26 protein-coding genes are annotated in these 25484 nt (G+C 71.1%); 12 read left to right on the forward strand and 14 right to left on the reverse strand.

Annotated features, from left to right (window positions below):
* Positions 1 to 26: 26 nt before the first annotated feature.
* A complete protein-coding gene (locus tag IEQ44_RS07745) occupies positions 27 to 515 on the reverse strand; it encodes a glutathione peroxidase (protein ID WP_193637877.1) in 489 nt (162 codons plus the stop codon).
* 158 nt (positions 516 to 673) lie between these two features.
* Between IEQ44_RS07745 and IEQ44_RS07750 the strand changes: the two genes are divergently transcribed.
* Positions 674 to 3394: a DEAD/DEAH box helicase gene (locus tag IEQ44_RS07750; RefSeq protein WP_193637878.1), complete on the forward strand. Its 2721-nt coding sequence runs from the start codon at positions 674 to 676 to the stop codon at positions 3392 to 3394.
* A complete protein-coding gene (locus tag IEQ44_RS07755) occupies positions 3391 to 4056 on the forward strand; it encodes an SWIM zinc finger family protein (protein ID WP_193637879.1) in 666 nt (221 codons plus the stop codon). The genes IEQ44_RS07750 and IEQ44_RS07755 overlap by 4 nt, the downstream gene beginning before the upstream one ends.
* Positions 4057 to 4063: 7 nt before the next feature.
* On the opposite strand, the gene IEQ44_RS07760 is transcribed toward IEQ44_RS07755, so the two are convergent.
* Positions 4064 to 4621, reverse strand: a complete 558-nt coding sequence (locus IEQ44_RS07760; RefSeq protein WP_193637880.1) for a TetR/AcrR family transcriptional regulator — start codon at positions 4619 to 4621, stop codon at positions 4064 to 4066.
* 109 nt (positions 4622 to 4730) lie between these two features.
* Between IEQ44_RS07760 and IEQ44_RS07765 the strand changes: the two genes are divergently transcribed.
* Genes IEQ44_RS07765 through IEQ44_RS07775 form a run of 3 tightly spaced genes read left to right on the forward strand, consistent with a single transcriptional unit; the run spans position 4731 to position 9210 of the window.
* Positions 4731 to 6317 carry a carboxyl transferase domain-containing protein gene (locus tag IEQ44_RS07765; protein ID WP_193637881.1) on the forward strand — a complete coding sequence of 529 codons (1587 nt, stop codon included), beginning with the start codon at positions 4731 to 4733 and terminating at the stop codon, positions 6315 to 6317.
* Positions 6317 to 8251 (forward strand): acetyl/propionyl/methylcrotonyl-CoA carboxylase subunit alpha, encoded by a 1935-nt coding sequence (locus IEQ44_RS07770; RefSeq protein WP_193637882.1) that lies wholly within the window; start codon positions 6317 to 6319, stop codon positions 8249 to 8251. The genes IEQ44_RS07765 and IEQ44_RS07770 overlap by 1 nt, the downstream gene beginning before the upstream one ends.
* Positions 8248 to 9210, forward strand: a complete 963-nt coding sequence (locus IEQ44_RS07775) for a hydroxymethylglutaryl-CoA lyase (RefSeq protein ID WP_227487121.1) — start codon at positions 8248 to 8250, stop codon at positions 9208 to 9210. The genes IEQ44_RS07770 and IEQ44_RS07775 overlap by 4 nt, the downstream gene beginning before the upstream one ends.
* A 27-nt stretch (positions 9211 to 9237) precedes the next feature.
* Here the strand turns inward: IEQ44_RS07775 and IEQ44_RS16885 are convergent, their stop codons facing one another.
* Positions 9238 to 9735 (reverse strand): hypothetical protein, encoded by a 498-nt coding sequence (locus IEQ44_RS16885; RefSeq protein WP_227487122.1) that lies wholly within the window; start codon positions 9733 to 9735, stop codon positions 9238 to 9240.
* A gap of 109 nt (positions 9736 to 9844) precedes the next feature.
* Here IEQ44_RS16885 and IEQ44_RS07785 point away from each other — a divergent pair, with 109 nt between their 5' ends.
* Genes IEQ44_RS07785 through IEQ44_RS07795 form a run of 3 tightly spaced genes read left to right on the forward strand, consistent with a single transcriptional unit; the run spans position 9845 to position 13313 of the window.
* Positions 9845 to 10927, forward strand: a complete 1083-nt coding sequence (locus IEQ44_RS07785) for a hypothetical protein (RefSeq protein WP_193637883.1) — start codon at positions 9845 to 9847, stop codon at positions 10925 to 10927.
* On the forward strand, positions 10924 to 12066 hold the full coding sequence (locus IEQ44_RS07790) for a hypothetical protein (protein WP_193637884.1): 1143 nt from the start codon (positions 10924 to 10926) through the stop codon (positions 12064 to 12066). Before IEQ44_RS07785 ends, IEQ44_RS07790 begins: the two co-directional genes overlap by 4 nt.
* Positions 12067 to 12080: 14 nt before the next feature.
* Positions 12081 to 13313 carry a hypothetical protein gene (locus tag IEQ44_RS07795; RefSeq protein ID WP_193637885.1) on the forward strand — a complete coding sequence of 411 codons (1233 nt, stop codon included), beginning with the start codon at positions 12081 to 12083 and terminating at the stop codon, positions 13311 to 13313.
* Here the strand turns inward: IEQ44_RS07795 and IEQ44_RS07800 are convergent.
* Positions 13271 to 13966, reverse strand: a complete 696-nt coding sequence (locus IEQ44_RS07800) for an EcsC family protein (RefSeq protein WP_193637886.1) — start codon at positions 13964 to 13966, stop codon at positions 13271 to 13273. The two genes, IEQ44_RS07795 and IEQ44_RS07800, sit on opposite strands and share 43 nt — an antisense overlap.
* A 69-nt stretch (positions 13967 to 14035) precedes the next feature.
* Between IEQ44_RS07800 and aat the strand changes: the two genes are divergently transcribed.
* Together aat and IEQ44_RS07810 are read left to right on the forward strand one after the other, a co-directional pair.
* Positions 14036 to 14767 (forward strand): leucyl/phenylalanyl-tRNA--protein transferase, encoded by a 732-nt coding sequence (gene aat / locus IEQ44_RS07805; RefSeq protein ID WP_319804563.1) that lies wholly within the window; start codon positions 14036 to 14038, stop codon positions 14765 to 14767.
* Between the two features lie 17 nt (positions 14768 to 14784).
* Positions 14785 to 15201 (forward strand): hypothetical protein, encoded by a 417-nt coding sequence (locus IEQ44_RS07810; protein ID WP_193637887.1) that lies wholly within the window; start codon positions 14785 to 14787, stop codon positions 15199 to 15201.
* Positions 15202 to 15244: 43 nt separating this feature from the next.
* On the opposite strand, the gene IEQ44_RS07815 is transcribed toward IEQ44_RS07810, so the two are convergent.
* From IEQ44_RS07815 to IEQ44_RS07830, 4 genes are all read right to left on the reverse strand, one after another.
* Positions 15245 to 16756 (reverse strand): SulP family inorganic anion transporter, encoded by a 1512-nt coding sequence (locus tag IEQ44_RS07815; protein WP_193637888.1) that lies wholly within the window; start codon positions 16754 to 16756, stop codon positions 15245 to 15247.
* 26 nt (positions 16757 to 16782) lie between these two features.
* Complete coding sequence (locus IEQ44_RS07820) at positions 16783 to 17130, reverse strand: FAD-dependent oxidoreductase (RefSeq protein WP_319804564.1); 348 nt, start codon at positions 17128 to 17130, stop codon at positions 16783 to 16785.
* Complete coding sequence (locus IEQ44_RS07825) at positions 17127 to 18350, reverse strand: outer membrane protein assembly factor BamB family protein (RefSeq protein WP_193637889.1); 1224 nt, start codon at positions 18348 to 18350, stop codon at positions 17127 to 17129. The genes IEQ44_RS07820 and IEQ44_RS07825 overlap by 4 nt, the downstream gene beginning before the upstream one ends.
* A gap of 98 nt (positions 18351 to 18448) precedes the next feature.
* The gene (locus tag IEQ44_RS07830) at positions 18449 to 18901 is read right to left on the reverse strand and encodes an Lrp/AsnC family transcriptional regulator (protein WP_193637890.1); all 453 of its coding nucleotides are present in this window, start codon (positions 18899 to 18901) and stop codon (positions 18449 to 18451) included.
* An 82-nt stretch (positions 18902 to 18983) separates the two neighbouring features.
* On the opposite strand from IEQ44_RS07830, the gene IEQ44_RS07835 reads away from it, so the two are divergent.
* Together IEQ44_RS07835 and IEQ44_RS07840 are read left to right on the forward strand one after the other, a co-directional pair.
* Positions 18984 to 19604: a LysE family translocator gene (locus IEQ44_RS07835; RefSeq protein WP_193637891.1), complete on the forward strand. Its 621-nt coding sequence runs from the start codon at positions 18984 to 18986 to the stop codon at positions 19602 to 19604.
* A 29-nt stretch (positions 19605 to 19633) separates the two neighbouring features.
* A complete protein-coding gene (locus tag IEQ44_RS07840; RefSeq protein WP_319804565.1) occupies positions 19634 to 20074 on the forward strand; it encodes a PaaI family thioesterase in 441 nt (146 codons plus the stop codon).
* Positions 20075 to 20125: 51 nt separating this feature from the next.
* Here the strand turns inward: IEQ44_RS07840 and IEQ44_RS07845 are convergent, their stop codons facing one another.
* The 6 genes from IEQ44_RS07845 to IEQ44_RS18040 form a co-directional block, all read right to left on the reverse strand.
* The gene (locus tag IEQ44_RS07845; RefSeq protein ID WP_193637892.1) at positions 20126 to 21007 is read right to left on the reverse strand and encodes an Fpg/Nei family DNA glycosylase; all 882 of its coding nucleotides are present in this window, start codon (positions 21005 to 21007) and stop codon (positions 20126 to 20128) included.
* 855 nt (positions 21008 to 21862) lie between these two features.
* Positions 21863 to 22489, reverse strand: a complete 627-nt coding sequence (locus IEQ44_RS07850; RefSeq protein WP_319804566.1) for a CueP family metal-binding protein — start codon at positions 22487 to 22489, stop codon at positions 21863 to 21865.
* Between the two features lie 27 nt (positions 22490 to 22516).
* The gene (locus IEQ44_RS16890; protein ID WP_227487123.1) at positions 22517 to 23455 is read right to left on the reverse strand and encodes a DUF3152 domain-containing protein; all 939 of its coding nucleotides are present in this window, start codon (positions 23453 to 23455) and stop codon (positions 22517 to 22519) included.
* A complete protein-coding gene (locus tag IEQ44_RS07860; protein WP_193637895.1) occupies positions 23371 to 24222 on the reverse strand; it encodes a F510_1955 family glycosylhydrolase in 852 nt (283 codons plus the stop codon). Before IEQ44_RS07860 ends, IEQ44_RS16890 begins: the two co-directional genes overlap by 85 nt.
* A gap of 69 nt (positions 24223 to 24291) precedes the next feature.
* On the reverse strand, positions 24292 to 24888 hold the full coding sequence (locus IEQ44_RS07865) for a DUF305 domain-containing protein (RefSeq protein ID WP_193637896.1): 597 nt from the start codon (positions 24886 to 24888) through the stop codon (positions 24292 to 24294).
* Between the two features lie 86 nt (positions 24889 to 24974).
* Positions 24975 to 25421: a DUF6153 family protein gene (locus tag IEQ44_RS18040; RefSeq protein WP_227487124.1), complete on the reverse strand. Its 447-nt coding sequence runs from the start codon at positions 25419 to 25421 to the stop codon at positions 24975 to 24977.
* Between the last annotated feature and the right edge of the window lie 63 nt (positions 25422 to 25484).

A 25484-nucleotide genomic window follows, 5' to 3' on the forward strand; every position in this document is an offset into this window, starting at 1 on the left:
CCGCACCGAGCCCCCACGCCGACGTCTCAGGCCAGCTGCGCCTCGATGGCCGCGACCACGTGGGGAGCGTCGGGTGAGGTGGCCGGCGCGAAGCGGGCGACGGGGCGGCCGTCGGCGTCGACCAGGAACTTCTCGAAGTTCCACTGCACGTCGCCGTCCTTGCCCTCCTCGTCGGCCAGCCGGGTGAGCTCGGTGTAGATCGGGTGACGACCCTCGCCGTTGACCTCGATCTTCTCGCTCATCGGGAAGGTGACGCCGTACGTCGCGGAGCAGAACTCCGCGATCTCGTCGGCGCTGCCCGGCTCCTGGCCCATGAACTGGTTGCACGGCAGGCCGACGACGGTGAAGCCGCGGTCGGCGTACGTCTTCTGCAACTCTTCGAGCTTGGAGTACTGCGGCGTGAGGCCGCACTTGCTGGCCACGTTGACCAGCAGTGCCGGCTTGCCGCCGGTCAGGTCGCGGAGCGTGCCGGAGGTGCCGTCGAGGCGGGCGATGGGGGCGTCGAGGAGCGTCATGGCCCCGAGGGTAGGCCCTCTGGTCGCCACCACGTCGGACGCTCGGGCGGATGCGGGCGGTGTGGAGCCGATGAAGCCCGAGTCTCCGACGTGGTGGCGACGTGGGCCGAGTCGCCACGTCCGGGCGAACTGTGGGCGCCGACGGCTACCGTCGACGCGTGAGTCTCGTCCCCACCTCCGGCCCGGCCACCCTCCGATCGGCCGAGCCGCCGCGCGAGGGCGTGATCGAGTTCACCGGTGAGGGCCGCCGCAGCGTGGAGCTGCCCATCACCGCGGCGCTGCCGGTGCTCTCGCGTGCCCACCGCTCCGGCCACGACCTGCACCCGACGGTGGTGCTGCTGGCAGGGGCGGCGCACCTGGCGCTCAAGGTGGTGGCCGAGGGGCGGTTCGGACCGCACGCCGACCAGCCGTGGTGGGTGCCGGTGCTGTCCGCGGCCGACGACGACCAGATGGCGCAGATCGCCGCGGCCCGCGCCGCCGACGGGCTCGACCCGGCCGCCGCCGAGGGAGTGGTGCGCCGGATGGTCGACGCCGTCGTCGACGCCAGCCCGCGCAAGGCGCCGAGCCAGGTCACCCGGGTCACCGAGCCCGGCCGGGTCCGGCGCCAGCCGGCCGACTTCGCCCGCGACCTGGACTCCCGGCTCAAGCGGGTGCGCCGCAGCCACGGCATCGACGACCGACCTCAGGCCGTCACCCTCTCGCTGCGGGTCGAGGCGGCCGACGAGCAGCTGTACGCCGGTGAGCTGCGGCTGGTGCCGCAGGTGCACGCCGACGGCAACCCGCTGCACCTGGCCGACGCGAGCGCCCTCTGGTTCGAGTCGGGCCCTGAGGCCTCCCACGGATTCGGCGACCGAGCGCGCACCCACGCCAGCACGGCGCTGCGTCGGGCGGCCGACGCCTGGTCGCCCCTGGAGCGGCTGGTCGAGCAGCGGGTGCCCGACGAGCTGGTGCTCGACTCCGACGAGATCGTCGACCTGCTCGACCACGGCCTCGACGCCCTCGGGGAGGTCGGGGTCGACGTGCTGTGGCCGCGTTCGATCGGCCGCGAGCTGAGCAGCCGGGCGGTGGTGGAGGCCCGCGGCGGCGCCCTGTCGCAGGACGCGCCGCTCCAGTCCTCCACCCTCTCGGCGGAGAACCTCTTCGCCTTCCGTTGGCAGGTCTCGTTGCGGGGCGAGGACCTCACCGAGGAGGAGATGGAGCAGCTCGCGACCGCCGCGAGCCCGGTCATCAAGCTGCGGGACAACTGGGTGGTCGTCGACGCCGCCACCGCGCAGCGGGCCCGCAAGCGACTGATCCGCACCGCCCGCCCGGCCGAGGCGGTCGCGGCGGCGCTGACGGGGGTCCTGCCGATCGAGAAGGAGCGGGTCGTCGAGGTGCACCCCGGCGCCTCTATCGAGCGGCTCCGGGCGAGCGTCAGGCAGGCGGCGAGCGGCCCGCCGGTCGACGTGCCGGTCGCCCTGGCGGCGACGCTGCGCGACTACCAGCGCCAGGGGCTGACCTGGCTGTCGCGGCTGACCGGTCTGGGCCTGGGGGCGGTGCTCGCCGACGACATGGGGCTCGGCAAGACGATCACCCTGATCGCCCTCCACCTGCACCGCCGCGAGGCCGGCCTCGACGGGCCGACGCTGGTGGTCTGCCCGGCCTCGCTGCTCGGCAACTGGCAGGCGGAGATCGAGCGGTTCGCCCCGGGCGTTCCCGTACGCCGCTTCCACGGCGGCCGCCGTTCGCTGAGCGGCCTGGGCGCGGGGAAGGACGCCGGGTTCGTCCTCACCACCTACGGGACGATGCGCAACGACGCCGAGAGCCTGACCGGTGTCGCGTGGGACCTCGTCGTCGCCGACGAGGCGCAGCACGTCAAGAACGCGGGCTCGGCGACGGCCCGGGCGCTGCGCACGATCGACTCGCGGGCCCGGGTGGCGCTGACCGGCACGCCGGTGGAGAACAACCTCACCGAGCTGTGGGCGATCCTCGACTGGGTGGTGCCAGGGTTGCTGGGGAGCCGGCTCGCCTTCCGGCGGGTGTGGGCGGCGCCGATCGAGGCGGGGGTCGACCCGAAGGTGACGCAGCGCTTCGCCGACCTGATCGAGCCGTTCGTGCTGCGGCGGCGCAAGTCCGACCCCGGCATCGCGCCGGAGCTGCCGCCGAAGACCGAGACCGATCACCTGCTGGGGCTGACCCGCGAGCAGGCGGTGCTCTACGAGTCGTTCGTCAAGGACCGGATGGAGCGGATCGAGCGCGCCGAGCCGGAGGAGCGCCGCGGCCTGGTGCTGGCGATGCTGACCGGGCTGAAGCAGATCTGCAACCACCCCGCGCAGTTCCTCAAGCAGGCCAACCCCAAGCTGACCGGCCGCTCGGAGAAGCTCGACCTGCTCGACGAGCTGATCGGCACGGTGCTGGCCGAGGAGGGCGCGGTGCTGGTCTTCACCCAGTACGTCGCGATGGGCAAGCTGATCGCCACCCACCTGCGGCGCGCGCACGTGCCGCACCAGTTCCTGCACGGATCGGTGCCGGTCGCCGAGCGGGAGGAGATGGTGCGCCGCTTTCAGTCCGACGACCCGGGCGAGCGGGTGCCGGTCTTCCTGTTGTCGCTCAAGGCCGGAGGCACCGGCCTCAATCTGACCCGGGCCGACCACGTCGTGCACGTCGACCGCTGGTGGAACCCGGCGGTCGAGGAGCAGGCCACCGACCGGGCCTACCGGATCGGCCAGACCAAGCCGGTCCAGGTGCACCGGATGGTCACCCAGGGCACCGTCGAGGAGCGGATTGCCGAGCTGCTGGAGCGCAAGCGCAGCCTGGCCGACGCGGTGCTCGCGCGCGGCGAGGCGGCGCTGACCGAGCTGGGTGACGACGAGCTGCGCGACCTGGTGGCGCTGCGGTGACCTCGCGTACGTTTCCCCGCCACGCCCCACGCCGCTCGGCGGCGGTGCGGGGGTGGTGGGCGCGCAGCGTCGCCTCCGAGGCGGAGGAGTCGGCCTACGACCCCGGCGACTGGACGAAGGGGGCCCGGCTGGCGCGCCGGGGCGCGGTGGGCGAGATCCGTGTCGAGGCCGGCCAGGTCGTCGCGGCGGTGAGCGAGGGCGACGACGTGCAGACGGTGCAGGTGGAGGTGGAGGTCTTCTCGGCCGACGAGGCGCAGACCGTCGCCGAGGTGGTGGCCGGGGCGGCTGGCTGGGTCGGCACCCTGCTGTCCGGCCGGGTGCCCGACCAGCTCGACGAGGGGCTGGAGGAGTCGGGCGTCGAGCTGGTGCCCCACGGCGGGCTGCGCAGCTCCTGCACCTGTGACGCCTGGGTCGATCCCTGCCCGCACGCGTTGGCGGTGCTGCTCCAGGTGGCGTGGTGGGTGGAGGACGAGCCGCTGACCCTGCTCCACCTGCGCGGCCTGGACCGGTCCGGGCTGACCGAGCGGGTGGCCGCGACCGCCCGACCCGGTGGGCCGGAGCCCTCTGGCGGGGGAGAGCCCGACGAGGACCTGGCCATCGCCCTCGAGGCGGCCGAGTGGGCAGCGGTGGCGCTCGAGCAGGAGGACGACGCAGACGTCTGAGGCTCGCTCAGGCGGCGTCCAGGGCGCGCATCGCCATCTCGGCGAGCAGCTCGCGCATCTCGGCGTCGGGCACCCGAGCGCTGCGCGGGGTGGAGTTGATGAGCCCGAAGGTCGCGTGGACGGTGGCCCGGGCGCGGTCGAGGGTCACCTCGGGTTGCAGCTCCCGCAGGGTGTGCGCCCACAGGTCGACGTAGTCGCGTTGCAGACCGCGCACCGTGTCGCGGGCGTCGTCGGGCAGCGAGCTCCAGTCGCGGTCCTGCACGATGATCAGCGCCTTGTGGGCGAGGGCGAAGTCGACGTGCCACTCGACGAGTGCGGCGAGTGCGGCGCGCGGGCCCTCCTCCGCTGCTGCTGCGGCCCGGCTGCGTCCGACGGCGAGCAGCTCCTCGGAGATGGAGACGAGCATCTCGGCGAGGATCGAGTCCTTGGAGGGGAAGTGCTTGTAGAGCGCCGGACCGGAGATGCCTGCGGCGGCTCCGAGGTCGGTGACCGAGACGCCGTGGAAGCCGCGACGGGCGAAGGCCTCGGCGGCGATGTCGAGGAGCTGCTGGCGTCGGGTGGTCACCGTGGAAGGTTAACGGTTGCTCACCGTCAACGGGGGAGCCTGAAGAGCGGGACCCGGAACAGTGGACTGATCAGTGGACTCTGAGGTTAATGGTTGTTAACCTCGGTCCATGAGCCTCCACGACCTCACCGCCGAGCTGCGTGAGCGCCTCGACCTCGTCCGCCAGGGCGGCTCCGAGGCGGCGCGCGCCAAGCACACCGCCCGCGGCAAGCTGCTGCCCCGTGAGCGCGTCGACCGGCTCCTCGACCCGGGCAGCCCCTTCCTGGAGGTCGCTCCGCTCGCCGCCTGGGGCATGTACGGGAAGGACGCCGACGACACCAACGCCGTGCCCTCGGCCAGCGTGGTGGCCGGCGTGGGCCGCATCCACGGCCGCAACGTCATGGTGGTCGCCAACGACGCCACCGTGAAGGGCGGCACCTACTACCCGATCACGGTCAAGAAGCACCTGCGCGCCCAGACGATCGCCGCGGAGAACAACCTGCCGTGCGTCTACCTCGTCGACTCCGGCGGCGCCTTCCTGCCGATGCAGGACGACGTCTTCCCCGACCGGGAGCACTTCGGCCGGATCTTCTACAACCAGGCCAACCTGAGCGCCCGCGGCCTCGCGCAGATCAGCGCCGTGATGGGCTCGTGCACCGCGGGTGGGGCGTACGTGCCCGCGATGAGCGACGAGACGGTCATCGTGCGCAACCAGGGCACGATCTTCCTCGGCGGACCGCCGTTGGTGAAGGCCGCGACCGGCGAGGTCGTCACGGCGGAGGACCTCGGCGGGGGCGACGTGCACGCCCGCGTCTCCGGCGTCGTCGACCACCTCGCCGAGGACGACGACCACGCCCTGCAGATCGTGCGGAGCATCGTCGACACCCTGCCGCCGCTGAGCGGGTACGACGCGCCCGGGCGCCCGGCCTACGACAAGCGCGAGCCCGAGGAGCCGCTGGAGGACCCGCAGGGTCTCTACGACGTCGTGCCCACCGACACGCGCCAGCCCTACGACGTGCGCGAGGTGATCCGCCGCATCGTCGACGGCAGCCGCTTCCACGAGTTCAAGAAGCTCTACGGCGAGACCCTGGTGACCGGCTTCGCGCACGTCTGGGGCCACCCGGTCGGCATCGTCGCCAACAACGGCATCCTCTTCAGCGAGTCGTCGCGCAAGGGCGCCCACTTCATCGAGCTCTGCAACAGCCGCGGCATCCCGATCGTCTTCCTGCAGAACATCACCGGCTTCATGGTGGGTCGCGAGTACGAGAACGCCGGCATCGCCCGCGAGGGCGCCAAGCTGGTGACCGCGGTCGCGACCAGCGTCGTGCCGAAGTTCACCGTCGTGATCGGCGGCTCGTTCGGCGCTGGCAACTACGGCATGGCGGGGCGGGCGTACGACCCGCGCTTCCTGTGGATGTGGCCCAACGCCAAGATCTCGGTCATGGGTGGCGAGCAGGCAGCGAGCGTGCTCGCGACCGTGCGCCGCGACGGGATCGAGGCGAAGGGCGGTGAGTGGTCGGCCCAGGACGAGGAGTCGTTCAAGGACCCGATCCGTGCCCAGTACGAGACCCAGGGCTCCGCCTACTACTCCACCGCCCGCCTGTGGGACGACGGGATCATCGACCCCGTCGACACCCGCCGCGTCCTCGGCATGGGCCTCGAGCTGGCCGCCCAGGCCCCGACCCCGGCGCCGTCCTACGGCGTCTTCCGGATGTGATGACCGTGACCCGCCCGATCAAGACCCTGCTCGTCGCCAACCGCGGCGAGATCGCGCTGCGCGTCTTCCGCACCTGCGCCGAGCTCGGCATCCGTACCGTCGCCATCCACACGGCCGTCGACGCGGACGCTCCCCACGTGCGGGAGGCAGACGTACGCCTCGAGGTCGCGAGCTACCTCGACGTCGACGCCGTCGTGGCAGCGGCCAAGGAGGCCGGCGCGGACGCCGTGCACCCCGGTTACGGCTTCCTCTCGGAGCGCTCCGTCTTCGCCCGCGCCCTGGCCGACGCCGGCATCACGCTGGTCGGCCCGAGCGCCGAGGTGATGGACGCGATGGGCCGCAAGGACGCCGCCCGCGAGGTCGCGGTGGCCGCGGGCGTGCCGGTGATCCCTGCCTACGACATCGACGACGACCCGGCGACCTTCGCCTACCCGGTGCTGGTCAAGGCCGCCGCCGGCGGTGGCGGCAAGGGCATGCGGGTCGTACGCAGCGCTGCCGATTTCGCGGAGGCGCGCGCCGCTGCCGCCCGTGAGGGCCTCAACTCCTTCGGCGACGACACGCTGCTGGTGGAGAAGTACGTCGAGTCCGGCCGGCACATCGAGGTGCAGGTGATGGCCGACCACCACGGCACCGTCCGCCACCTCTTCGAGCGCGACTGCTCCACCCAGCGCCGCCACCAGAAGGTGCTGGAGGAGGCGCCCGCGCCCACGATCAGCGGCGCGCAGCGTGAGGCGATCACCGCGTCCGCCGTCGCGCTGGCCGCGCAGGTCGGCTACACCAACGCGGGCACCGTCGAGTTCCTGCTCGACACTGAGGCCAACGACGGGACGGGCGCGTTCTACTTCCTCGAGATGAACACCCGCCTGCAGGTGGAGCACCCCGTCACCGAGGAGGTCGTGCGGGTCCGCGGGGAGAAGCCCGACCTGGTCGCGATGCAGATCGCCGTCGCTGCTGGCGAGCGCCTGGACTTCGACCAGTCCGACGTCACCCTCGAGGGCCACGCGATCGAAGGGCGGCTCTACGCGGAGGACTCGTTCGGTGGCTTCCTGCCGCAGGCCGGCACGGCGTCCTACGTCCACTGGGGCGGCGACGAGGACATCCGGCTCGACGTTGCCCTGGAGAGCGGTCAGGAGGTCAGCACCCAGTTCGACCCGATGCTCGGCAAGATCATCGCCGTCGGCGCCGACCGGGAGGCAGCCCGCCGGGCGCTCGTCGAGGAGCTCGACGAGACCGTCGTGCTCGGCCTGACCACCAACGCCGGCTTCCTGCGGGCGTTGCTGGAGACCCCCGAGTTCGCGGAGGCGACGATCGACACCGCCTGGCTCGATCGCCACGAGGTCGCCCAGCCCGACCCTGCTGCGGCGCGTCGGCTCGCCGCCGCGATGCTCAGCCCGCGCACACGTGGCGACGCGGGTCCTTTCGCCGCCGACGGCTGGCGGATCGGTGGGACGCCGGCGCCACGCCGCGTCCGTCTGGACGAGTGGGTCGAGGTGCCCGACGAGGTCCACGTCAGCGAGCACGTGACCGTCAGCGGCCCCCTCTGGCTCGACCTGCCCGCCCTCCCGATGATCGCGATCGACGCGCACGGTGAGGAGGCCGTCGGCTTCGTGGGCGCGGGCCACGTGGAGGTCGTGCACCGCGGCCAGCGCCACGTCTTCGCGCTGCCGGACCCGTTCGCCGACGCCGCCGGCGCGGCCGGCGGCGGCACGCTGACCGCCCCGATGCCGGGCACGGTGCTCGAGGTGGTGGCCGCCGTCGGTGACACGGTGGAGGCCGGCCAGGTGCTCGGCATGATGGAGGCCATGAAGATGGAGCTCTCCCTCAAGGCGCCCTTCGCCGGCACCGTCACCGAGGTCGGCGCCGGGGTCGGTGACCTTGTCGGCCTCGGGGCGACCCTCTTCGTGGTCGAGCCTGCCGAGGAGGACGCGTCATGAGCCACGGCGACCTGCCGATGACGGTGCCCGCCGCGCCGTTCACCCCCGCCCCCATGCCGGAGCGGGTGACGATCTACGAGGTCGGCCCCCGCGACGGACTGCAGAACGAGTCCGCCGTCGTGCCGGTCGCGGTCAAGGCCGAGATGATCACCCGGCTGCTCGACGCCGGCCTGCCGGTCATCGAGGCGACCAGCTTCGTGCACCCGAAGTGGGTGCCGCAGCTGGCCGACGCCGCCGAGCTGATGGGCCTGCTCGTCGACCGGATCGGTGACGCGGCGCGCCGGATGCCGGTGCTGGTGCCCAACGAGAAGGGCCTCGACCGCGCCCTGGACCTCGGCCTGGAGCACGTTGCCGTCTTCGGCTCCGCGACCGAGACCTTCGCGCAGAAGAACCTGAACCGCTCCTACGACGAGCAGTTCGCGATGTTCGAGCCGACCGTGCGCCGCGCGCGCGACGCCGGGATGGACGTACGCGGTTATCTCTCGATGTGCTTCGGCGACCCCTGGGAGGGTGCCGTCCCCGTCGAGCAGGTCGTACGCGCTGGCGTACGACTGCTGGAGATGGGCGCGGGCCAGCTCTCCTTGGGCGACACGATCGGCGTCGCGACCGCCGGCCACGTGCAGGCGATGGTCGCCGCGTTCGCCGAGGCGGGCGTGGGCGTCGACCGGCTGGCGATGCACTTCCACGACACCTACGGCCAGGCGCTCGCCAACACCCACGCGGCGCTGCAGGTCGGCGTCACCACCTTCGACGCCTCCGCGGGCGGCCTGGGTGGCTGCCCCTACGCGAAGTCGGCCACCGGCAACCTCGCCACCGAGGACCTGGTCTGGATGCTGCGGGGCCTCGGCGTCGAGACCGGCGTCGACCTCGACGCAGTCGTCGACACCACGGTCTTCATGGCCGACGCCCTCGGCAAGTCGCCCGCCTCGGCGGTCGCGCGGGCGTTGGCCGGCGCCTGATCAGGGCGCCCGACTGACGAGTCGGTCTCAGGAGGTCGGGGCCAGCCACTGGGTGTCGGGGAAGCCGAGGGCCCGGAAGGTGAGCACGAAGGTGCCCTCCTGCCCGAAGACGTCGTTGCCGAAGTAGAGCCCGTCCTCGATCGGCACGACGTCGCCGCCGCGGACCTGGGTCTGGTAGGTGAAGACCACGGGGTCGGTGTTCCCGCCCGGACGGGGCGCCAGCGTCCACCCCGTCGGAGCCGTGTTCTCTGTGTAGACCAGCGGAGCGCCCGAGGTGGGCTCGAAGGTCACCGTCAGGGTGAGGGTGGAGGGCCCCGCGTCGCCGGTGAAGGTGAGGGAGGCCCCCCGGAAGACGTAGTTGTAGAAGGCGCCGTCGAAGTCCGGTGCGCTCCCGCCCGGGTTGTACGTGAGCCCCACGGTCGAGGCCGCGAAGGCCGGCGCGGCGGCGCTCACCGCGACGACGGGCACGCTCCACGCGGCGGTGCGGACGACGGTGCGGCGCGAAGGCGTGAACGGCGGCGTCATGGGCGTGAGCGTAGGGGGAGCGCGGCCCGGCCCGGAGGAAAACGTCGATTCTCCTCGAACTGGCTGGTGGGAGCCGGCGGTCGACGACGGCGCTGGCACAATCGGAACCATGAGCCGGGTCGTCTACCTCCACATCGGTGCGCCCAAGACGGGCACCACCTACCTCCAGGACCGCCTGGCGCGCAACGCCGACCACCTCGCGGGCCACGGGGTGACGGTGCCGAGTCGCCGCGGGGTGCCGGCCGACCTCTTCCACTTCCGCGCCGCCCTCGACCTGCTGGGTGAGGACTGGGGCGGCCCCACCGGTCACGCGGTGGGTGCCTGGGACTCCCTCGTCTCCCAGGTGCGGCGCTCGACGGGCACCGTGGTGGTCAGCCACGAGATCCTCGCCCCGGCCCGCCCCGAGTACATCGCCAAGGCGATGAACGACCTCTCCGACGCCGAGGTGCACATCGTCTACTCGGCGCGCGACCTCGGGCGGCAGCTGCCCGCCGCGTGGCAGGAGTCGATCAAGCAGGGCCGTCGGTGGAGCTTCGCGACCTTCCTCAAGCGGGTCGACACCGGCCACAACTGGTTCCACCGGGCCCTCGACCTGCCCCACGTGCTCAACAACTGGAGCTCCAAGCTCCCGCCCGAGCGCATCCACGTCGTCACCGTGCCCCACGAGCGTGGCCGCGACGTGCTCTGGCACCGCTTCTGCCAGGCGTTCGGCATCGACCCCGCGTGGGCGCCCTACGACAGCGAGCGCACCAACCGCTCCCTGGGCATCGCCGAGACCCAGCTGATCCGGCGGCTCAACCGTCGCCTCGAGACGGGCGTACGCCGCCAGATCACCTACGACCTGCTGATCCGCGAGATGCTCGCCGAGCGTGAGCTGGTCAACCGCAAGAGCCGCCCCGTGACGCTGCCGCCCGACCGGTGGGAGAGCGTCGAGGAGCAGGCCCAGATCTGGATCGACTGGCTCGAGGGCAGCGGCGTCGACGTCATCGGCGACGTGGAGGACCTGCGTCCGCGCCGGCCCGACCCGGAGACCAGGTGGGTCGACCCCGACCGGATCCGTCCGCGCAAGCAGCTCGACGCCGCCCTCGACGCCCTCGCGGCGATGACCCGGGAGGCCGCCGTGCGCACCGAGCAGCCACCGACCGTCACCGAGGTCCTCAAGCACCGGGCCCGGCAGCTGCGGGCGAAGTGAGCGACGCCGCGGCGGGCCGGTCCCGCGCCTGGGGGTGGGTGGCCCACCTGCGCGCCGGCGGCACGACCCAGTGGTCGCAGTGGCAGGGGAGCGCCGCACCGGGCGGGCGGGTGCTGCCGGGCGCCGCCCAGCTCGAGCTGGTGCGCCGCCTGCACCTGACCGCCCCGGCCGGCGCCAGCGTGCCCGCAGCACTCGTCGAGCGGGTGCTCGCCGCGACTCCCGCGGGCCGCGCCCCGGCGGAGTACGAGCTCGTCGGCGCCGAGCACGACGTCCGCTTCGGGTTGCCGGCCGTCGACCCCTCCGCGTTGCCCGACGAGGAGCTGCTGCGCACCGCCGCCCACCTGGTGGCCCAGGACCTCGTCGCGCTCGGCCCGGTGCCGCGCAGCGTCGGACGGCCCCGACCGTGGCGCCCGCGGGTGCGGGTGGCCGGGGACCCGTGGCTGCGCAGCGAGCTGCAGCGTCGCCTTCCCGAGCACGGCCACCCACCGCGGCGCCGTTCGAGGGTCGTCGTGGTGGGCGCCCCACTGCCGGTGATGCTGGCCGACGCCTGGACCCATGCCTGCTTCGAGCGGGCCGCGATCGGCTGGGAGGAGTGGCTCGAGCAGTGGCGCGAGAGCGGCGGCCTGCCGCCGGGCGTCGGCATCGCCGCGATCGCCCAGCGCTGGGCCGCGCGCGTCGGACGCGACCGGGTGCAGGTCGTCGTCGACGAGACGCAGCTGCCCGCGGCGCTGGGACGTTCGCTGCCGCGCGCTGCCCGGCGCGAGGGCAACCTCGTACGCCGCCCCGGACGCCCCAGCGCGGCGCTCGCCCGCCGGGTCGCCGTCTCTCTCGACCTGCTCGCGCCAGTGGCCGAGCACCGCAGCCTGCTGCGCGACGGCCTGTTGCCGCGGTTGCCGGACGACTGCTTCGACACCGGGCTGCCGGTGCTGCCGCCCGAGCACCGCGGGTGGGTCACCGAGCGGGGTGACCGCGTCGCGGCTCGCCTGCGCCGGGCTGGATACGCTGTGGCTCCTCGCCAGTGGGCACCTGACGGCCCCGGGACGCCGGTGGACACCCCACCACTGACCGGTGGCGGGGCCAGTGGGGCCCTCGACCTCGCCCTCCGCCTGCTGCGGAGCGAGTGGCGGGGCCAGGAGTGATCAGGAGTAACGGCATGAACGCGACGGGTCGCCGCAAGGTCCTCGTGCACGTGGGCACCCCCAAGACGGGCACCTCGCACCTGCAGGACGTGCTCTTCCGCAACCAGGAGGTGCTGGCCGAGCAGGGCGTCCACTACCCCGCCGACCGGTTCGACGCCCACTTCCTCGCTGCCCTCGACCTCATGCAGCTGCCCTGGGCCGGTCTCGAGCAGCAGGCGATCGGGGCGTGGGACCGGTTGGCCGCCCAGGTGCGGGAGGCCGACGGCACCTCGATCGTCAGCCACGAGATCCTCGCCAAGGCCTCACGCACCCAGGTCGACCGGGCGCTGGAGTCGTTCGGCGACGCCGAGGTGCACCTGGTGCTGTCGGTGCGCGACCTGGTGCGCCAGATCCCGGCCGAGTGGCAGGAAAACGTGAAGCACCGCGCCCAGATCAGCTTCGCCGACTTCCTCGACACGATCCGTGACCCGGGGCGTTCCTCGCGGATCGGGTCGTGGTTCTGGAGCGTGCAGGAGATCCCCGACATCATCAACCGGTGGGGTGCGGCGCTGCCGCCCGATCGGATCCACCTGGTGACCGTGCCGGCTCCCGGGGCGCCGCGCGACGAGCTCTGGCGACGCTTCAGCCACACCTTCGGCCTCGACGGCCTGGAGGGGCTCGACCTCACCCCGGAGCGCGCGAACCCCTCGATGGGCGTACCGGAGACCTCGCTGGTGCGGCGCATCAACCGGCGGGTCGCCAAGTCGTTGCCCTCGGAGCACTACCGCCCGTTGGTGCGGGAGCTGCTTGCCCACCAGACGCTGTCGCAGAGCTCGGAGTCGCCGCGGCTCTCCCTGCCGCCCGAGCAGGAGGAGTGGGTGCGCGCCCTCTCGGCCAGCTGGGTCGAGGAGATCGGCGCCCGTGGCTACGACGTCGTCGGTGACGTCTCCGACCTGCTCGGCGTGCCGTCCGGTGTCGCCCAGGACGACTGGGTGGACCCCGACCGGCCGTCGGCGCGCTCGGTGGCGCGGGCCTCGCTCGACGCGATCGAGGCGCTGCTGCTGGAGGCCGCGCGGCTGCGCGAGGTCGAGGCCGACCTGGCCCGCCAGCTCCACGACACCCGTGAGGCGCTCGACCGGGCCCACCTGCGGCCCAGCTACCGGGTGCGCGAGAAGGTCGTACGCGGCATGGAGCAGTCAGCGCCGGGACGCGCGGGCCTCGGGGTCTACCGCCGCTTGCGCAACGGCGTGAACTCCTTCTCGGCATAACGCCCCACCCGCCAGGTCGACCAGCCGTCGGCGCCCGCGCCGACCACGCCGCCGACGACGGGCACCCGCCGGCCCGCGACCGTGACCAGGCGGCGTCCGGCGACCTTGGAGACGAGGAAGGCACCCACCTCGGTGGCGAGCAGGGTGCGCAGCTCGGGGTCGTGCACCTGGGCGGTGGCCAGGGTCAGGGGAGAACCGGGCAGCCGGCCCTTCTTCACCATCTGCTCCACGCCCTCCTCTCCGAGCATCGCTGCGAGCACGGCGTTGCGCACCCGGGGATCGGCGACGTCGTGCCCGCTCAGGTGGGTGATGCCGGCGATCATCCGCGCCTGCAGCACCGCCAGGCCCACGACGTTGGTGGGCATCGTGACGGCGGCGGTGGCGAGGCCGCCGATGTTGGTGACGAAGCCCTGGATGCCCGAGAGGCGCACGTGGTTCTCGACGACGTCACGCACCGCGCGCAGGGCGTCACCGTTGTGCTCGGCGAGCTGCTTCTCCGCGGCGTGGACGGCGGGCTTGAGGGGGCCGACCCCGTCGATGGCGCGGTCGAGCGCCTCGAGCACGGCACGGGAGGTCACCCCCGGCGCTGCCTGCGCGACCTGGGGAGCGATCTTGCCTGTGACGGTGCCCATCACGTTCTTGCGGATGCCCATGTCGCCAAGCGTAGGGGTGGGCGACAACGCGCCGCCGGTCGTGTCGTGGGGCGGCGTTAGTCTCGGCGGGTGCCCTTCGAGCCGCCCCCGTCGACGTGGAACCTCTCCGAGGTCGCCCGTGACGCGGTGCGCCGTGACCCCGACGACGACCTGGTGGCGATGGGCGCCGACCTCGTGCCCGGCACCCTGCTCCAGGCCTACCGCAGCGGGCTCTTCCCGATGCCGAGCGGAGACCCCGGTGACCCGCCCCTGTGGTTCCTGCCCCGGCGGCGCGGGGTGCTGCCGCTGGACGGGCTGCGGGTCACCCGCTCGATGCGACGTTCGGCGCGCACGATGGAGGTGCGCGTCAACACCGCCTTCGCCGAGGTGGTCGCCGCCTGCGGTGACCCCTCGCGGCCGGGGGCCTGGATCGACGACGACGTGCTGGACGCCTACACCGAGCTGCACGAGATGGGTTGGGCCCACTCGGTGGAGACGTGGCGTGACGGTGAGCTGGTCGGCGGGCTGTACGGCGTCGCGGTGGGTGGGCTCTTCGCGGGGGAGTCGATGTTCCACCGGGCGCGGGATGCGTCCAAGGTCGCGCTCATGGGGCTGGTCGACCTGCTCGTCGACCGCCACACCTCCTCACGGCTGCTCGACGTGCAGTGGAGCACCGACCACCTGGCCTCGCTGGGCGTCGTCGAGCTGACCCGTGCCGAGTACGCTGCCCGCCTGGCGCGGGCGCTCACCCTGCCGCTGCCGGTGGCCTTCGACCGACTGTGGGCCGAATCACGGACCCGATGGCGGTCGGACGGCGTGTGATGCGGCACCCTGTGCCCATGAGGTTTCTCGGTCTGGGTGTCGGGCTGCTGCTGTCGGCGGCGTGCCTCGTCGGCTGCGCGGAGAAGGAGGAGCCGGAGCAGCCCTCGGCCGAGGAGGTCTTCTGCGAGGCGTTCCGCGACTACTACGAACGCAGCTCGACCAACGACCAGAAGGACGACGCCGAGGTGGTCGCCTCGATGAAGGCCTTCGCCGCCGAGGCCGCGCAGCTGGAGATCCCGGAGTCGATGTCGCAGGAGGCCAGCACGGGGCTCCAGACCTGGATCCAGCTCATGGCCAAGGTGCCCGACGACGCGACGCAGGCCGACGTGGCCGCGCTGAGCAACGACCTCACCGCCGAGCAGGTCGAGCAGCTCGACGCCTACTACCTCTACAGCAACGCCCGCTGCCTGAGCGCGAGCCAGAACCAGGAGTGAGGGCGTACTGCCTCACAGGGTCACAGGTGCCAGGCTCCCAGGGTCACAGGGTGCCGGTGAGGCGGCCGTGGCGCTCGGCGCTGATGGCGTCGAGGCCGGTGATCGTCACCTGCTTGCCGCGCCGGGCGTACTTCGTCTCGATCGAGTCGAGCGCGGCGACCGACGAGGCGTCCCAGACCTGGGCCGCCGACAGGTCGACGACCACCCGCTCGGGGTCGTCGGCGTAGTCGAACTGGGTGTAGAGGTCGTTGCTCGAGGCGAAGAAGAGCTGGCCGCTCACCCGGTAGTGGGCGTACGTCCCCTCCGCGTCCTCACGCAGCTCGCGGTGGGTAGTGGTCAGGTGGGCGACCCGGCGGGCGAAGAGCACCATCGCAACCAGCGTGCCGCCGCCGACCCCGACGGCCAGGTTGTGGGTGCTCAGGGTCAGCGCGACGGTGGTGACCATCACGAAGGTCTCCGACCTCGGCATCCGGCGCAGCGTCGCGGGAGTGATCGAGTGCCACTCGAAGGCGGTGACGGCGACGATCACCATCACCGCGACCAGGGCGGCCATCGGGATGCGGGCCACCACGTCGGCCAGCCCGATCACGAGCAGCAGCAGCCACGCGCCGGTGAGGAACGTGGAGACGCGGGTGCGGGCACCGGAGTTCTTGACGTTCATCATCGTCTGGCCCACGACCGCGCAGCCGCCCTGGCCGCCGAAGAGGCCGGCGAGCAGGTTGGCGGCACCCTGGCCCCACGCCTCGCGGGTCTTGTCGGAGTGGGTGTCGGTGAGGTCGTCGACCAGCTTGGCGGTGAGCAGTGACTCGAGCAGGCCGACGATCGCCATCGCGAAGGCGTAGGGCGCGATGATCCGCAGCGTCTCGGCGGTCAGCGGCACGTCGGGCCAGAAGAGCTGCGGCAGCGAGTCCGGCATCCGTCCCTGGTCGCCGACGGTCGGCACGTCGATCCCGGCCAGGACGACCACGAGGGTGACCACGACGACGCCGACCAGCGGCGGCGGGACCACCTGGGTGAGGCGGCCGAAGCCGACGATCACCGCGAGGCCGAGCAGCACGAGCGGGTAGACGACCCACGGCACGTCGACCACGTGCTCGACCTGGCTGAGCAGCACCATCGTGGCCAGCGCGTTGAGGAAGCCGATCATCACCGAGCGCGGCACGAAGCGCATCAGCCTCGCCACCCCGACGACGGCCATCAGCACCTGCAGCAGGCCGCCGAGGATGACGGTGGCGACCAGGTGATCGAAGCCGTGACGCTCCATCACCGGCGCGATGACCACGGCCACCGCCGCGGTGGAGGCGGAGATCATCGCGGGTCGCCCGCCGAGGAAGGCGATGGAGAGCGCCATCACCACGGAGGTGAAGAGGCCCACGCGGGGGTCGACGCCGACGATGACGGAGAAGGCGATCGCCTCGGGGATGAGGGCGAGGGCGACGACCAGTCCGGCCAGGGCCTCCGTACGCAGCCGCCGCGGCGAGCGCAGCACCGCCCGGACGGTATCGGGGGCGGCGGCGCGCGCAGGGGTGGAGGAGGCAGCGGGCGGCGGGGTCACCGCCGCATTCTCCTGCGGTGGTCGGCTCAGCCCAAAAGGCTGGTGAGACAGGCGCTGCCCGCCACCTGACCGGCCGCCGCGGCGGCGAGCACGCTGCCCGAGGGCATCGGCAGGTCGCGGTGGTGCGCGAGGTCGCCGGCGGCGAAGACGAGGGGGTCGCTGGTGCGGCCCAGCAGGTCGACCTCGACCGCACCGCTCTCCAGCCGGGTCAGGCCCAGCTGCTCGGCGTGCGGGGCGGCGGGGATGAGCGTGGTGGCGACGAAGAGACCGTCGAGATCGGTGGTCGACCCGTCGGCCGTCCGCACCTCCATCCGGCCGTCGAGCTCCTTGACCCTGCCCGCACCGAGCCGGCACCCAGCCCGCGCCGAGGTCACTCCAGGTCGGGAATGGTCTCCGGAGGACCGTCGAGGGGGGAGTCGAACCGTTCGAGGATGATGTCGCCCCGCGGTGGGGCGGTAGGGGTCTGCTCGTAGGTGGTGGGTCGCTGCCGCACGTCGCCGGTGAAGAACGACACGTCCCTCTCGACCCAGAGCCGGCCCGCCCCCAGGGCCACGAGCATCAAGCGCTCGTCCTGGGCCTCGTGGGCAGGCACGTGCCACAGGACCTCGCCCGTGGTCAGGTCGACCGCCGACATCGCGTCGAGGGGGTGCGGCTCGAGGGGGTCGACGCCGCCGCCGTGCAGCACCACGACGTCCGAGTCCGGGTCGTGCGTCGCCGCCGACGAGAGGGCGAGGCCGGTGGAGGAGAGGACCCTGCCGGTGCGGGCGTCGCGCAGCTCGACCCGGTCCGGCTTCCCGTCGTCACCGCGCACCTGGAGGAGGGCCCTCCCCGACGAGGCGCCAGCGAACGAGGAGGTCGACAGGGAGTCGAGTCGCTCGTGCGTCGGTCGTTCGGTGCGGGTCCGCCACAGGCGCTCGCCGGTGGTGAGGTCGTGGGCGGTGACGTGGGTGCCCCGGTCGTCGAGGCGCATCAGGAACCCGATGTCGTCGGTGGTGCCCATCAGGAAGGTGCCGAGCTCGCTGGGGCGACCCAGTCGAACGCCGCGGTCGCGACCGGTGCGTGGGTCGCGGACAGCGAGGAGGTGCCTCCCGTCGTGGACGGCGACCACGAGGTGCCCCTCGGTGACCGCCTCGACCCGGCTGGCCCCGTCGCGGTCGGTCCACAGGTGTGCTCCGGTCCGGGCGTCGAAGGCGGTCAGGGCCTCGGTGCGCGTGCGCATGCCGGCGAAGCGTCCACCCTCGAGGTAGTGGTGCAGCACCACGACGTCGTCGCTCGCGTCGATCCTGGGGCGGTGGGTCTCGTAGGTCACGATGCGCCTGTCGTCCGTCAACGGCGGCACGGTCGAGCGCCACGCGACCTTGCCGTCGGCGGTGACGGCCATGACGTCCAGCAGCCCGGCCTCCTCGGAGGGCACCGGGGCGACCGCGAGGTCACCGGCCTCGACGAAGTGTCCGGCGCCCGGCGTCTGCCAGGCCCCTTCCGCGGTCGGGGCCGGCTCACCGTGCGAGGAGAGCTCGAGGTCCAGGGTGGAGCAGGCACTGGCCAGGACGAGCGCCGCCGCGAGGAGTACGGCGCCGAGTGGACGAACGCGCATGAGCCCTCCGGTCAGGTGTGGAGTGAGCACCGTGGCACAGGCCGGAGCGACGTGGGCGCCTCGACGGTGAATCCGTGCAGAACCTTCACACCGCCTCCTCAGAGGGGGAGCGGCGCGTCCTCCACGACGCTCTTCATCACCAGCGTCGAGGTGAGGCGGCGTACGCCCGGCAGCGCGGAGAGGCGTTCGTCGTAGAGCCGCTGGAAGTCGGGCAGGTCGCGGGCGATGACGCGCAGCAGGAAGTCGGGGTCGCCGAAGAGGCGTTGAGCCTGGAGGACGTGGGGCACCTCGACGACTGCTCCCTCGAAGGCCGCGAGGGTGTCGCGGTCGGCGCTGTGCATGGTGACGAAGACGAGTGCCTCGAAGGTGAAGCCGAGGGTGGCGTGGTCGAGGTGCGCGCGGTAGCCCGCGATGGCGCCGGACTTCTCCAGCGCCCGCAGTCGACGGTGGCAGGGGGAGACGCTGAGGCCGACCTTCTCGGCCAGCTCCGTGACGGTGAGGCGGCCGTCCTTCTGCAGCGCAGCAAGGATCTTGCGGTCGGTGACGTCCATGAGGGAGATCCTTGCGCTATGAGGGCATGGGGGGCAAGAAGTCGGGAACACCTTCCGGCGTTTGCGACCTAGTCTTGCTCCCATGTCCGCTGGAACCGTCGCCGCCTTCTGGGGCGTCTCCGTGATGTTCGCGATGACCCCCGGCGCCGACTGGGCCTACGCCATCAGCGCGGGCCTGCGTCACCGTCGCGTCTCACCGGCCGTGGTCGGGATGCTGACGGGCCACTTCGCGGTCACGGTCCTGGTCGCGCTGGGTCTGGCTGCCGTGATGGCGTCGCGACCCGGCCTGCTCGATGCGCTGACCCTGGCCGGGGTCGTCTACCTCGTCTGGCTCGGCCTCTCGATGCTCCGGACGTCGGCGGCCGCGGTCGCGGAGGGTCGGGCGGAGGACTCGGGCTCGTGGGCCCGGGAGGCGGTCACCGGCTTCGGGGTCAGCGGGCTCAACCCGAAGGTGCTGCTCCTGCTGCTGGCGCTCCTCCCGCAGTTCACCGACAACGGCTCCTCCTGGCCGGTCTGGGGCCAGGTGCTGGCGCTCGGCGGACTGCACATCGCCGGCAGCTTCGTCGTCTACATGGCGGTGGGCACCGGCGCGAGGCTGGTGCTGCGGACCCGCCCAGCGGTGGCGCTGTGGGTGACACGAGGCTCGGGTGCGGTGCTGCTCGGGGTCGCCGCCTTCCTGCTGCACGGACAGGTGGCACCCTGACCGGGTCCCCCCCCGACGGAAGGCCTGACGTGTCCCACATCCCCCGCAACCCCGACTTCGACGCCGTCGTGCGCGGCTCGTTCGCCAGCCAGGCGGCGATGAAGCTCGTCGGAGCCGCACTGGCCCGGGTGGAGCCCGGCGAGGTCGAGATCGAGGTGCCCTTCCGCCGCGAGCTCACCCAGCAGCAGGGCCTGGTGCACGCCGGCTTCACCACCACCGCGATGGACACCGCCTGCGGCTACGCCGCGCTCACCCTGATGCCGCCCGGCTCCGAGGTGGTCTCGGTCAACTTCAACGTCAGCCTGCTCGCCCCGGCCGTCGGGGGCGACCTCGTCGCCCGCGGCCACGTGGTGCGCTCCGGCCGGACGATCACCTTCACCGAGGGGGCCGCGTACGTCCGTGCCGCCGACGGCAGCGAGATGAAGGTCGCCACGATGAGCGCGACGATGATGCGGGTCGAGCTCGCCTGAGCCGCCCACAGGTGGGGGCACCCGCGGCACGAGCCGGTGATGCCGCGCCTGTCACTTGAGGAACTTGCTCGTCCTCCGGTCCGCCAGAGGCTTGCCGCCGGTCTGGCAGGTGGCGCAGTACTGCAACGACGAGCCGGCGAAGGAGACCTCACGCACGACGTCGCCGCAGACCGGGCACTTCTCGCCCGTACGCCCGTGCACCGCCATGTGCGACTTCTTCTCGCCCTTCAGCTCGCTCGCCGCCAGTCCCGTGGAGCGCTCGACAGCGTCGGTGAGCGTGGTGCGCAGCGCCGCGTAGAGGGTCTCGACCTCGGCGTCGGCCAGGCTGCTGGCGGGCTTGAAGGGCGACATCCGGGCGGCGTGCAGGATCTCGTCGGAGTAGGCGTTGCCGATGCCGGCGATCGTGCCCTGGTGGCGCAGCACCCCCTTGATCTGCGCGCGGCCGGCGTCGTGCAGGATCTCGGCGAGCAGGTCCACCGTGAAGTCGTCGGCCAGCGGGTCGGGGCCCAGTCGGGCGATGTTGTCGAGGGTCATCGGGTCGTGGGTCACGTAGATCGCCAGGCTCTTCTTCGTGCCGGCCTCGGTGATGTCGAGCCCGTTGGTGTGGCCGGCCTCGTCCTCGTCGAGCACCACCCGGGCGGCCAGCGGGCTCTTGCCGCCCGGCTTCGGCGGCAGCGCGGGCAACTCCTCGCGCCACCGGATCCACCCGGCGCGGGCGAGGTGGATGACCAGGTGGACGCCCGAGGCGTCGATGTCGAGGAACTTGCCGTGGCGGGTGACCGACTCGACCAGCGTGCCGTGCAGCGCGAACAGCGGCGGGTCGAAGGTCTTCAGCGCCTGGAAGGAGGCAAGGTCGATCCGGGTGATCGGACGGCCACGCAGGCGCTGGTCGAGGTCGTGGGCCAGGGCGTGCACCTCGGGCAGTTCGGGCATGTCACGAGCGTAGGGGAGGGGCCGCTGCTGCGGGAGTTGGTCGGAGGTGGCGCCGGCGTGAGCGTGGCAGGTCCAGGAGGAGGCGCGAACTTCCGCAGCGGTGGCCCCCGGCTAGTTTATGAGGCCGTCTTGGCCGGTCTAGCGGTTGAGCTAGAAAGCCAGATACTTCCTGATCGCCAACTGGCCGCGTTCGGCCTCACCGCCGCCCAGATCACCGCCCGCGTCTACAACCACCCCCCACCTCGCCCACGTACGCCACCACCCTTCTCGCCGCCGTCAGGGTCTACGCCGGTCGCGCGATTCCCGCGGCCAGCCTCCCCGGAGCCTGTGCCCTGCTGGCACTGAACGCGCTGCTCGACGGCAACGGTGCCCTCGCCCACATCGCGCTCGACAAGATCCCGGAAGGACAGCACACCAGCCTGGCCCGCCTCACCCAAGACCTCGCCGACAGCGGCATCCAGCCGCAGAAACTGGCAGACATCCTCAACGTCTTCACGACCTGAACACGAGGTAGGCCGCCCATCCGCTGAGCGGCCTACCTCACCCAGCAAGGACAACCCCTACGGGGCAGGCAGCCCCATCGCAGTCACACGTGACCCATCCGGGACACCAGGGCCGGACGCTGACGCGCCGGCCTCGGACACGGACCTCCGGCCCGCGTCACCACCACAAATCACCTTGCTCCCGGCGCCGCCAATCCTGATACGAGCCCCCGCGCGCGCAAGGGCAAGCACGTCGCCTCCGGCGACCCTGGGGCTGGCTGAATCCGGAGGGTAAGTGGAGGGCGATCGATTCGTGAGCAAGGCATCGGACGATGGGACCGCCGACAGCGCAGCGGGTCGGCCCAAGTTTGGGTCAGGCCAATCTCACTGTGGTGAGGCAGGTGGGATCGTCTGTGCCTGTCGCGATGTCCGCTTCGCCACTCCTGCCGTCGTGGGTGATCTTTATGGTGCCTTTGATGTCGCGGGGCAGCCAGAAGCCAACGAACCCATTTTCGAACGTCGTGACTGTTTTCTCTACCAGGACCTCGTCGTTGGTTTCGTCGACGATCTGCACCTCGACCTCAGTGGAGGCGAGCTCTCCCGTGCAGGTGGTCAGTGAGTGGTTGTAGCACTCGTGGGTTTGATTCACGTATGGCGCGATCGAGAGGTAGAAGGCGTCGTCTGGAATTGCGATGCTGACCTCGTCGCCACCGGACGACAGCACCAGTTGGTCAGGGCGCACGGATGCGATCAGGTCTTGTGGCCGCTCTGATCCACCAAGCCGGTCGAGGTGGTCGATGATTTCGACTACGTCATCCATCCCGCTCATTCCATGCGCGCTGAGCAATTGACTTGCGTCTGCGGCGGTTGCCCCTGTTGCGGACCCGGCCGCGCCGGTTGCGGTGGTGTCAGAGCTGTCGTCGGTAGTAGAGCAGGCGGTCAGGCCCAACGCGGCTACAAGGCCGAAGGCGCTGACGCGGTTTCTGATGTTTCTTCTCACGTACATGTTCCTTTGATGGGGAGCTGGCTAGTGGGGCGGGCCATCTGCGGGCCAGGGGTTCGGCGAGCAACCCTCCATCGTGAGGGTCTGCTGCAGCATGACTGGGGCGGGCGTCCCGGGTTGCGGGCAGGACTGGTGGGGGTATCCGAACGCGTGTCCTGTCTCATGGTTGATGACGTACTGGCGATATTCACGAAGGGGCCGCTGGAACGGCTCTGCGCCGAAGAACCACCGCTTGGCGTTGATCACCACCCGGTCCTCGTTTCGGCACGAGACGTCTCCCTTTGTGTCGAGGGGCGCGCACAGTTGATCGACGGTGTCAGGTGTGGCGAGCAGTATGCGTATCTCTTCGCCGCTGGCAACGCGTTCGAACTCGTGGTCGCCGACGCTTCGCCATCCCCTGTCGTGTGCAAGCGTCTGGTCGACGATTTTGGCGAACTCGGCCGGGTCAACGTCGAGCCCTTCTTCCACGGCTACGGAGTAACGCAATGGTGCAGGTCCAGTGCTGGCCCCTGCGCTTGTGGCGAGCATGAACTCTCCTGTCCCTGCTTGCGGCACCTGAGGTGTCAGCGTGACCGGTGGCGCAATGGGCGAGAGCCGCGAAGGCGACGTCGCCGGCGAAGGCGGCGATGGCGGCGTGTCGGCCAATGACGATTTCGTCGTGTTGGCGGGTGCTGGTTGCGACGAGTTCCAGAACGTGAGCGCGCCGGTGAGCGCGATGACGCCAGTTGCAACTGCGAGGCCGAGCAGGATTCGGGTCGTTCGGTGGTGTGGCCGCGCACTTTCTGCTCGACGCCTGCCAACAGCGCGTGGCCTGTTCGCTCGGCGCCGGCCGACATCGGCTCGCGCGCCGCGTGCGCGGCGTGCTCCTGGCTGTCGGTTCACGAGATGACCTGGATCAAGGGCACCCAGGTGCGTCCGACGTCCTCGGATCGGTAGATGCCCTGATCCGTGGCGGCGTGCCATTGCTGCCCCGTTACGTCGAATGCTTCCGGGTCCCCCGGAACTCGGCCAACACGATCCCAGGTCTCCCCTTGGTCGTTGCTGGAGTAGACCGATCCGTCAGCGGCGAGTCCGGCAAGCTGATCGGACGTGGGCCATCCCAGGAAGACCAGCGGAGGTGCAGAGTCGAGAGTGATCGAGGTCGAGTCGACTCCACGCAGTTGCAGTTCCCCTTCAGGCGATGAAGTGAGGACCTCTTGTGTGTTTGAGGGGTTGATGACGAGATCAATGACCGGTTCCTCGGCCACGACCGACCAGTTCTTGCGATCTGTCGCAGTCAGCAGCCGGCCAGTCACCGAGTCGAAGGCATAGATACGGTCTCCCACCACGTCGAGGGCGTGGAAGTCAGCCTCGCCCTTCAACGAAACGCTCGACCAGGTGCTGGCTGCGTCAGTCGATTCGATCATTCCGAGATGAGGTGGAAGGTCTTCCCTCATGTCGGGGTGGCCGCTTCCCAGGAAGTGGTCGGGTCCGATGATGGTGAACGCCATGGTGTCCTGCCATCGATCGGCGATCCTGGCCAGGGAACCGTCATCACCAATGCGGATGACTCCGAAGTGGGTCGCGGCATAGAGCATCTGGTCACCTGGGTTGACTCCGAGGCCGTGGACGTGACCCAGCGACTGGACCTCCGATGTGGCGGGCGCGGCGGGCTCCTCTTCAGCGGCGCAACCGGTGGTCAGGATGAGCGCGCCGATCGCGAAACTGGCGAGCAGATTGCGGGCAAGCATGATTGTTCCTGTCGATCAAGGCATGAAGGGTTGGGGCCGACCACATAGGTGGTCGACCCCAAGGGGCGATCAGGACCCGAGCAGGTCCTTCATGGTCGTGATCTCGGTGTCTTGCGATGTCGCGATCGACTCTGCGAGTTCGACCGCGGGCCCAAAGACGCCTTGTTCTTGTTCTGTTTTGGCCATCTCGATGGCACCTTCGTGGTGTTCGATCATCATTTCCAGCCACATCCGCTGGAAGTCAGCGCCGCTGGCAGCCTCGAGCTTGGCCATGTCGTCGGCCGACATCATTCCGGGCATGTCAGCGTCCATTTCCATGTCGCCGTGCGCGTTCGCATGGTCGCGCGAAGTCTCGGGAATGGGCTTGTCCCACTGGGTAAGCCAGTCGACCATCTGCTCAATCTCGGGGGCCTGTGCCGCACGGATGCCCTCGACGAGCTCGGCGACCTCAGGATCCAGCTCGCGGCCCTGAGTCATGTCAACCATCGACAGTGCCTGGGCGTGGTGCTGCACCATGTCGGTGGCGAACGTGACGTCAGCGTCGTTGAACTTGCTTCCGTCAGAAGCAGTGCGAGTCTCGGGTGTGGGTTCGTCGTCACTGCCACATGCGGTGAGCAGAGCCAGGGCGAATACGACTGTAAATAATGCTGCAAGCTTCTTGATCATTGATGCTCCTTGTTGGTCTGTTGGGAAACGTGATGGGCATGCCAAGGACTCGACCGCACCTGGGGCACAGTCGAGTCGGGCGCCCATCAGTTCCGTAGGACCGACAGTTTGTAGATGCAAGGAGGATCTGGATCGCGCGCGGCGGCTTGCGGGATCGGGGCCGACCTTGGAGCACGTTCTTGAAGGAAGACCAATCCGCGGGGTAGCCCGCGCAGGAGCCGCAGCAGCAAGAGCCCCACGAGCAGGACAGCCAGGCACAGGCCCACCATCGTCATGGCCCCGTCGCCGTCGTCATCCGGCTCGGCGGCACTACTCAGCGTGGCCTGCTCTGGAGCGGTCTCGCTTGCGTGGCTCACGTCTCCTGCGTGAGCCATGAGCGTCATCTGCGTTGCGCCTGTGTCACTCACCGCGTGTCCCGCGGTGCCGTGGCCGCCGAGGCCATGCATGGCGAACAGTCCCAAGAACACGCCCACAAGGACCAGCAGGCGTGCTGCAGGTCGGTGCGGGGCGCTCCAGCGAGCGTTTAGGGTCATCGCCAGCAGTCTAGTTGGCCTGCCTTTGGGGACAGTAGGTGACTTCACTGGATGTGGGTCAGA

It is taken from the genome of Nocardioides malaquae (assembly GCF_015070385.1).
In the GTDB taxonomy this organism is placed as follows: Bacteria; Actinomycetota; Actinomycetes; order Propionibacteriales; family Nocardioidaceae; genus Nocardioides; species Nocardioides malaquae.

What these genes read in the sequence shown, in the direction of transcription:
- IEQ44_RS07825 (WP_193637889.1), bottom strand. Translation starts at nt 18,350, where the DNA reads ATGCGCGTTCGTCCACTCGGCGCCGTACTCCTCGCGGCGGCGCTCGTC.
- IEQ44_RS07835 (WP_193637891.1), top strand. Translation starts at nt 18,984, where the DNA reads ATGTCCGCTGGAACCGTCGCCGCCTTCTGGGGCGTCTCCGTGATGTTC.
- IEQ44_RS07745 (WP_193637877.1), bottom strand. Translation starts at nt 515, where the DNA reads ATGACGCTCCTCGACGCCCCCATCGCCCGCCTCGACGGCACCTCCGGC.
- IEQ44_RS07800 (WP_193637886.1), bottom strand. Translation starts at nt 13,966, where the DNA reads ATGGGCATCCGCAAGAACGTGATGGGCACCGTCACAGGCAAGATCGCT.
- IEQ44_RS16885 (WP_227487122.1), bottom strand. Translation starts at nt 9,735, where the DNA reads ATGACGCCGCCGTTCACGCCTTCGCGCCGCACCGTCGTCCGCACCGCC.
- IEQ44_RS07765 (WP_193637881.1), top strand. Translation starts at nt 4,731, where the DNA reads ATGAGCCTCCACGACCTCACCGCCGAGCTGCGTGAGCGCCTCGACCTC.
- IEQ44_RS07785 (WP_193637883.1), top strand. Translation starts at nt 9,845, where the DNA reads ATGAGCCGGGTCGTCTACCTCCACATCGGTGCGCCCAAGACGGGCACC.
- IEQ44_RS07860 (WP_193637895.1), bottom strand. Translation starts at nt 24,222, where the DNA reads ATGCTTGCCCGCAATCTGCTCGCCAGTTTCGCGATCGGCGCGCTCATC.
- IEQ44_RS07770 (WP_193637882.1), top strand. Translation starts at nt 6,317, where the DNA reads ATGACCGTGACCCGCCCGATCAAGACCCTGCTCGTCGCCAACCGCGGC.
- IEQ44_RS07830 (WP_193637890.1), bottom strand. Translation starts at nt 18,901, where the DNA reads ATGGACGTCACCGACCGCAAGATCCTTGCTGCGCTGCAGAAGGACGGC.
- IEQ44_RS18040 (WP_227487124.1), bottom strand. Translation starts at nt 25,421, where the DNA reads ATGACCCTAAACGCTCGCTGGAGCGCCCCGCACCGACCTGCAGCACGC.
- IEQ44_RS07795 (WP_193637885.1), top strand. Translation starts at nt 12,081, where the DNA reads ATGAACGCGACGGGTCGCCGCAAGGTCCTCGTGCACGTGGGCACCCCC.
- IEQ44_RS07810 (WP_193637887.1), top strand. Translation starts at nt 14,785, where the DNA reads ATGAGGTTTCTCGGTCTGGGTGTCGGGCTGCTGCTGTCGGCGGCGTGC.
- IEQ44_RS07865 (WP_193637896.1), bottom strand. Translation starts at nt 24,888, where the DNA reads ATGATCAAGAAGCTTGCAGCATTATTTACAGTCGTATTCGCCCTGGCT.
- IEQ44_RS07845 (WP_193637892.1), bottom strand. Translation starts at nt 21,007, where the DNA reads ATGCCCGAACTGCCCGAGGTGCACGCCCTGGCCCACGACCTCGACCAG.
- IEQ44_RS07775 (WP_227487121.1), top strand. Translation starts at nt 8,248, where the DNA reads ATGAGCCACGGCGACCTGCCGATGACGGTGCCCGCCGCGCCGTTCACC.
- IEQ44_RS16890 (WP_227487123.1), bottom strand. Translation starts at nt 23,455, where the DNA reads ATGGCACGCCGCCACGGATCAGGGCATCTACCGATCCGAGGACGTCGG.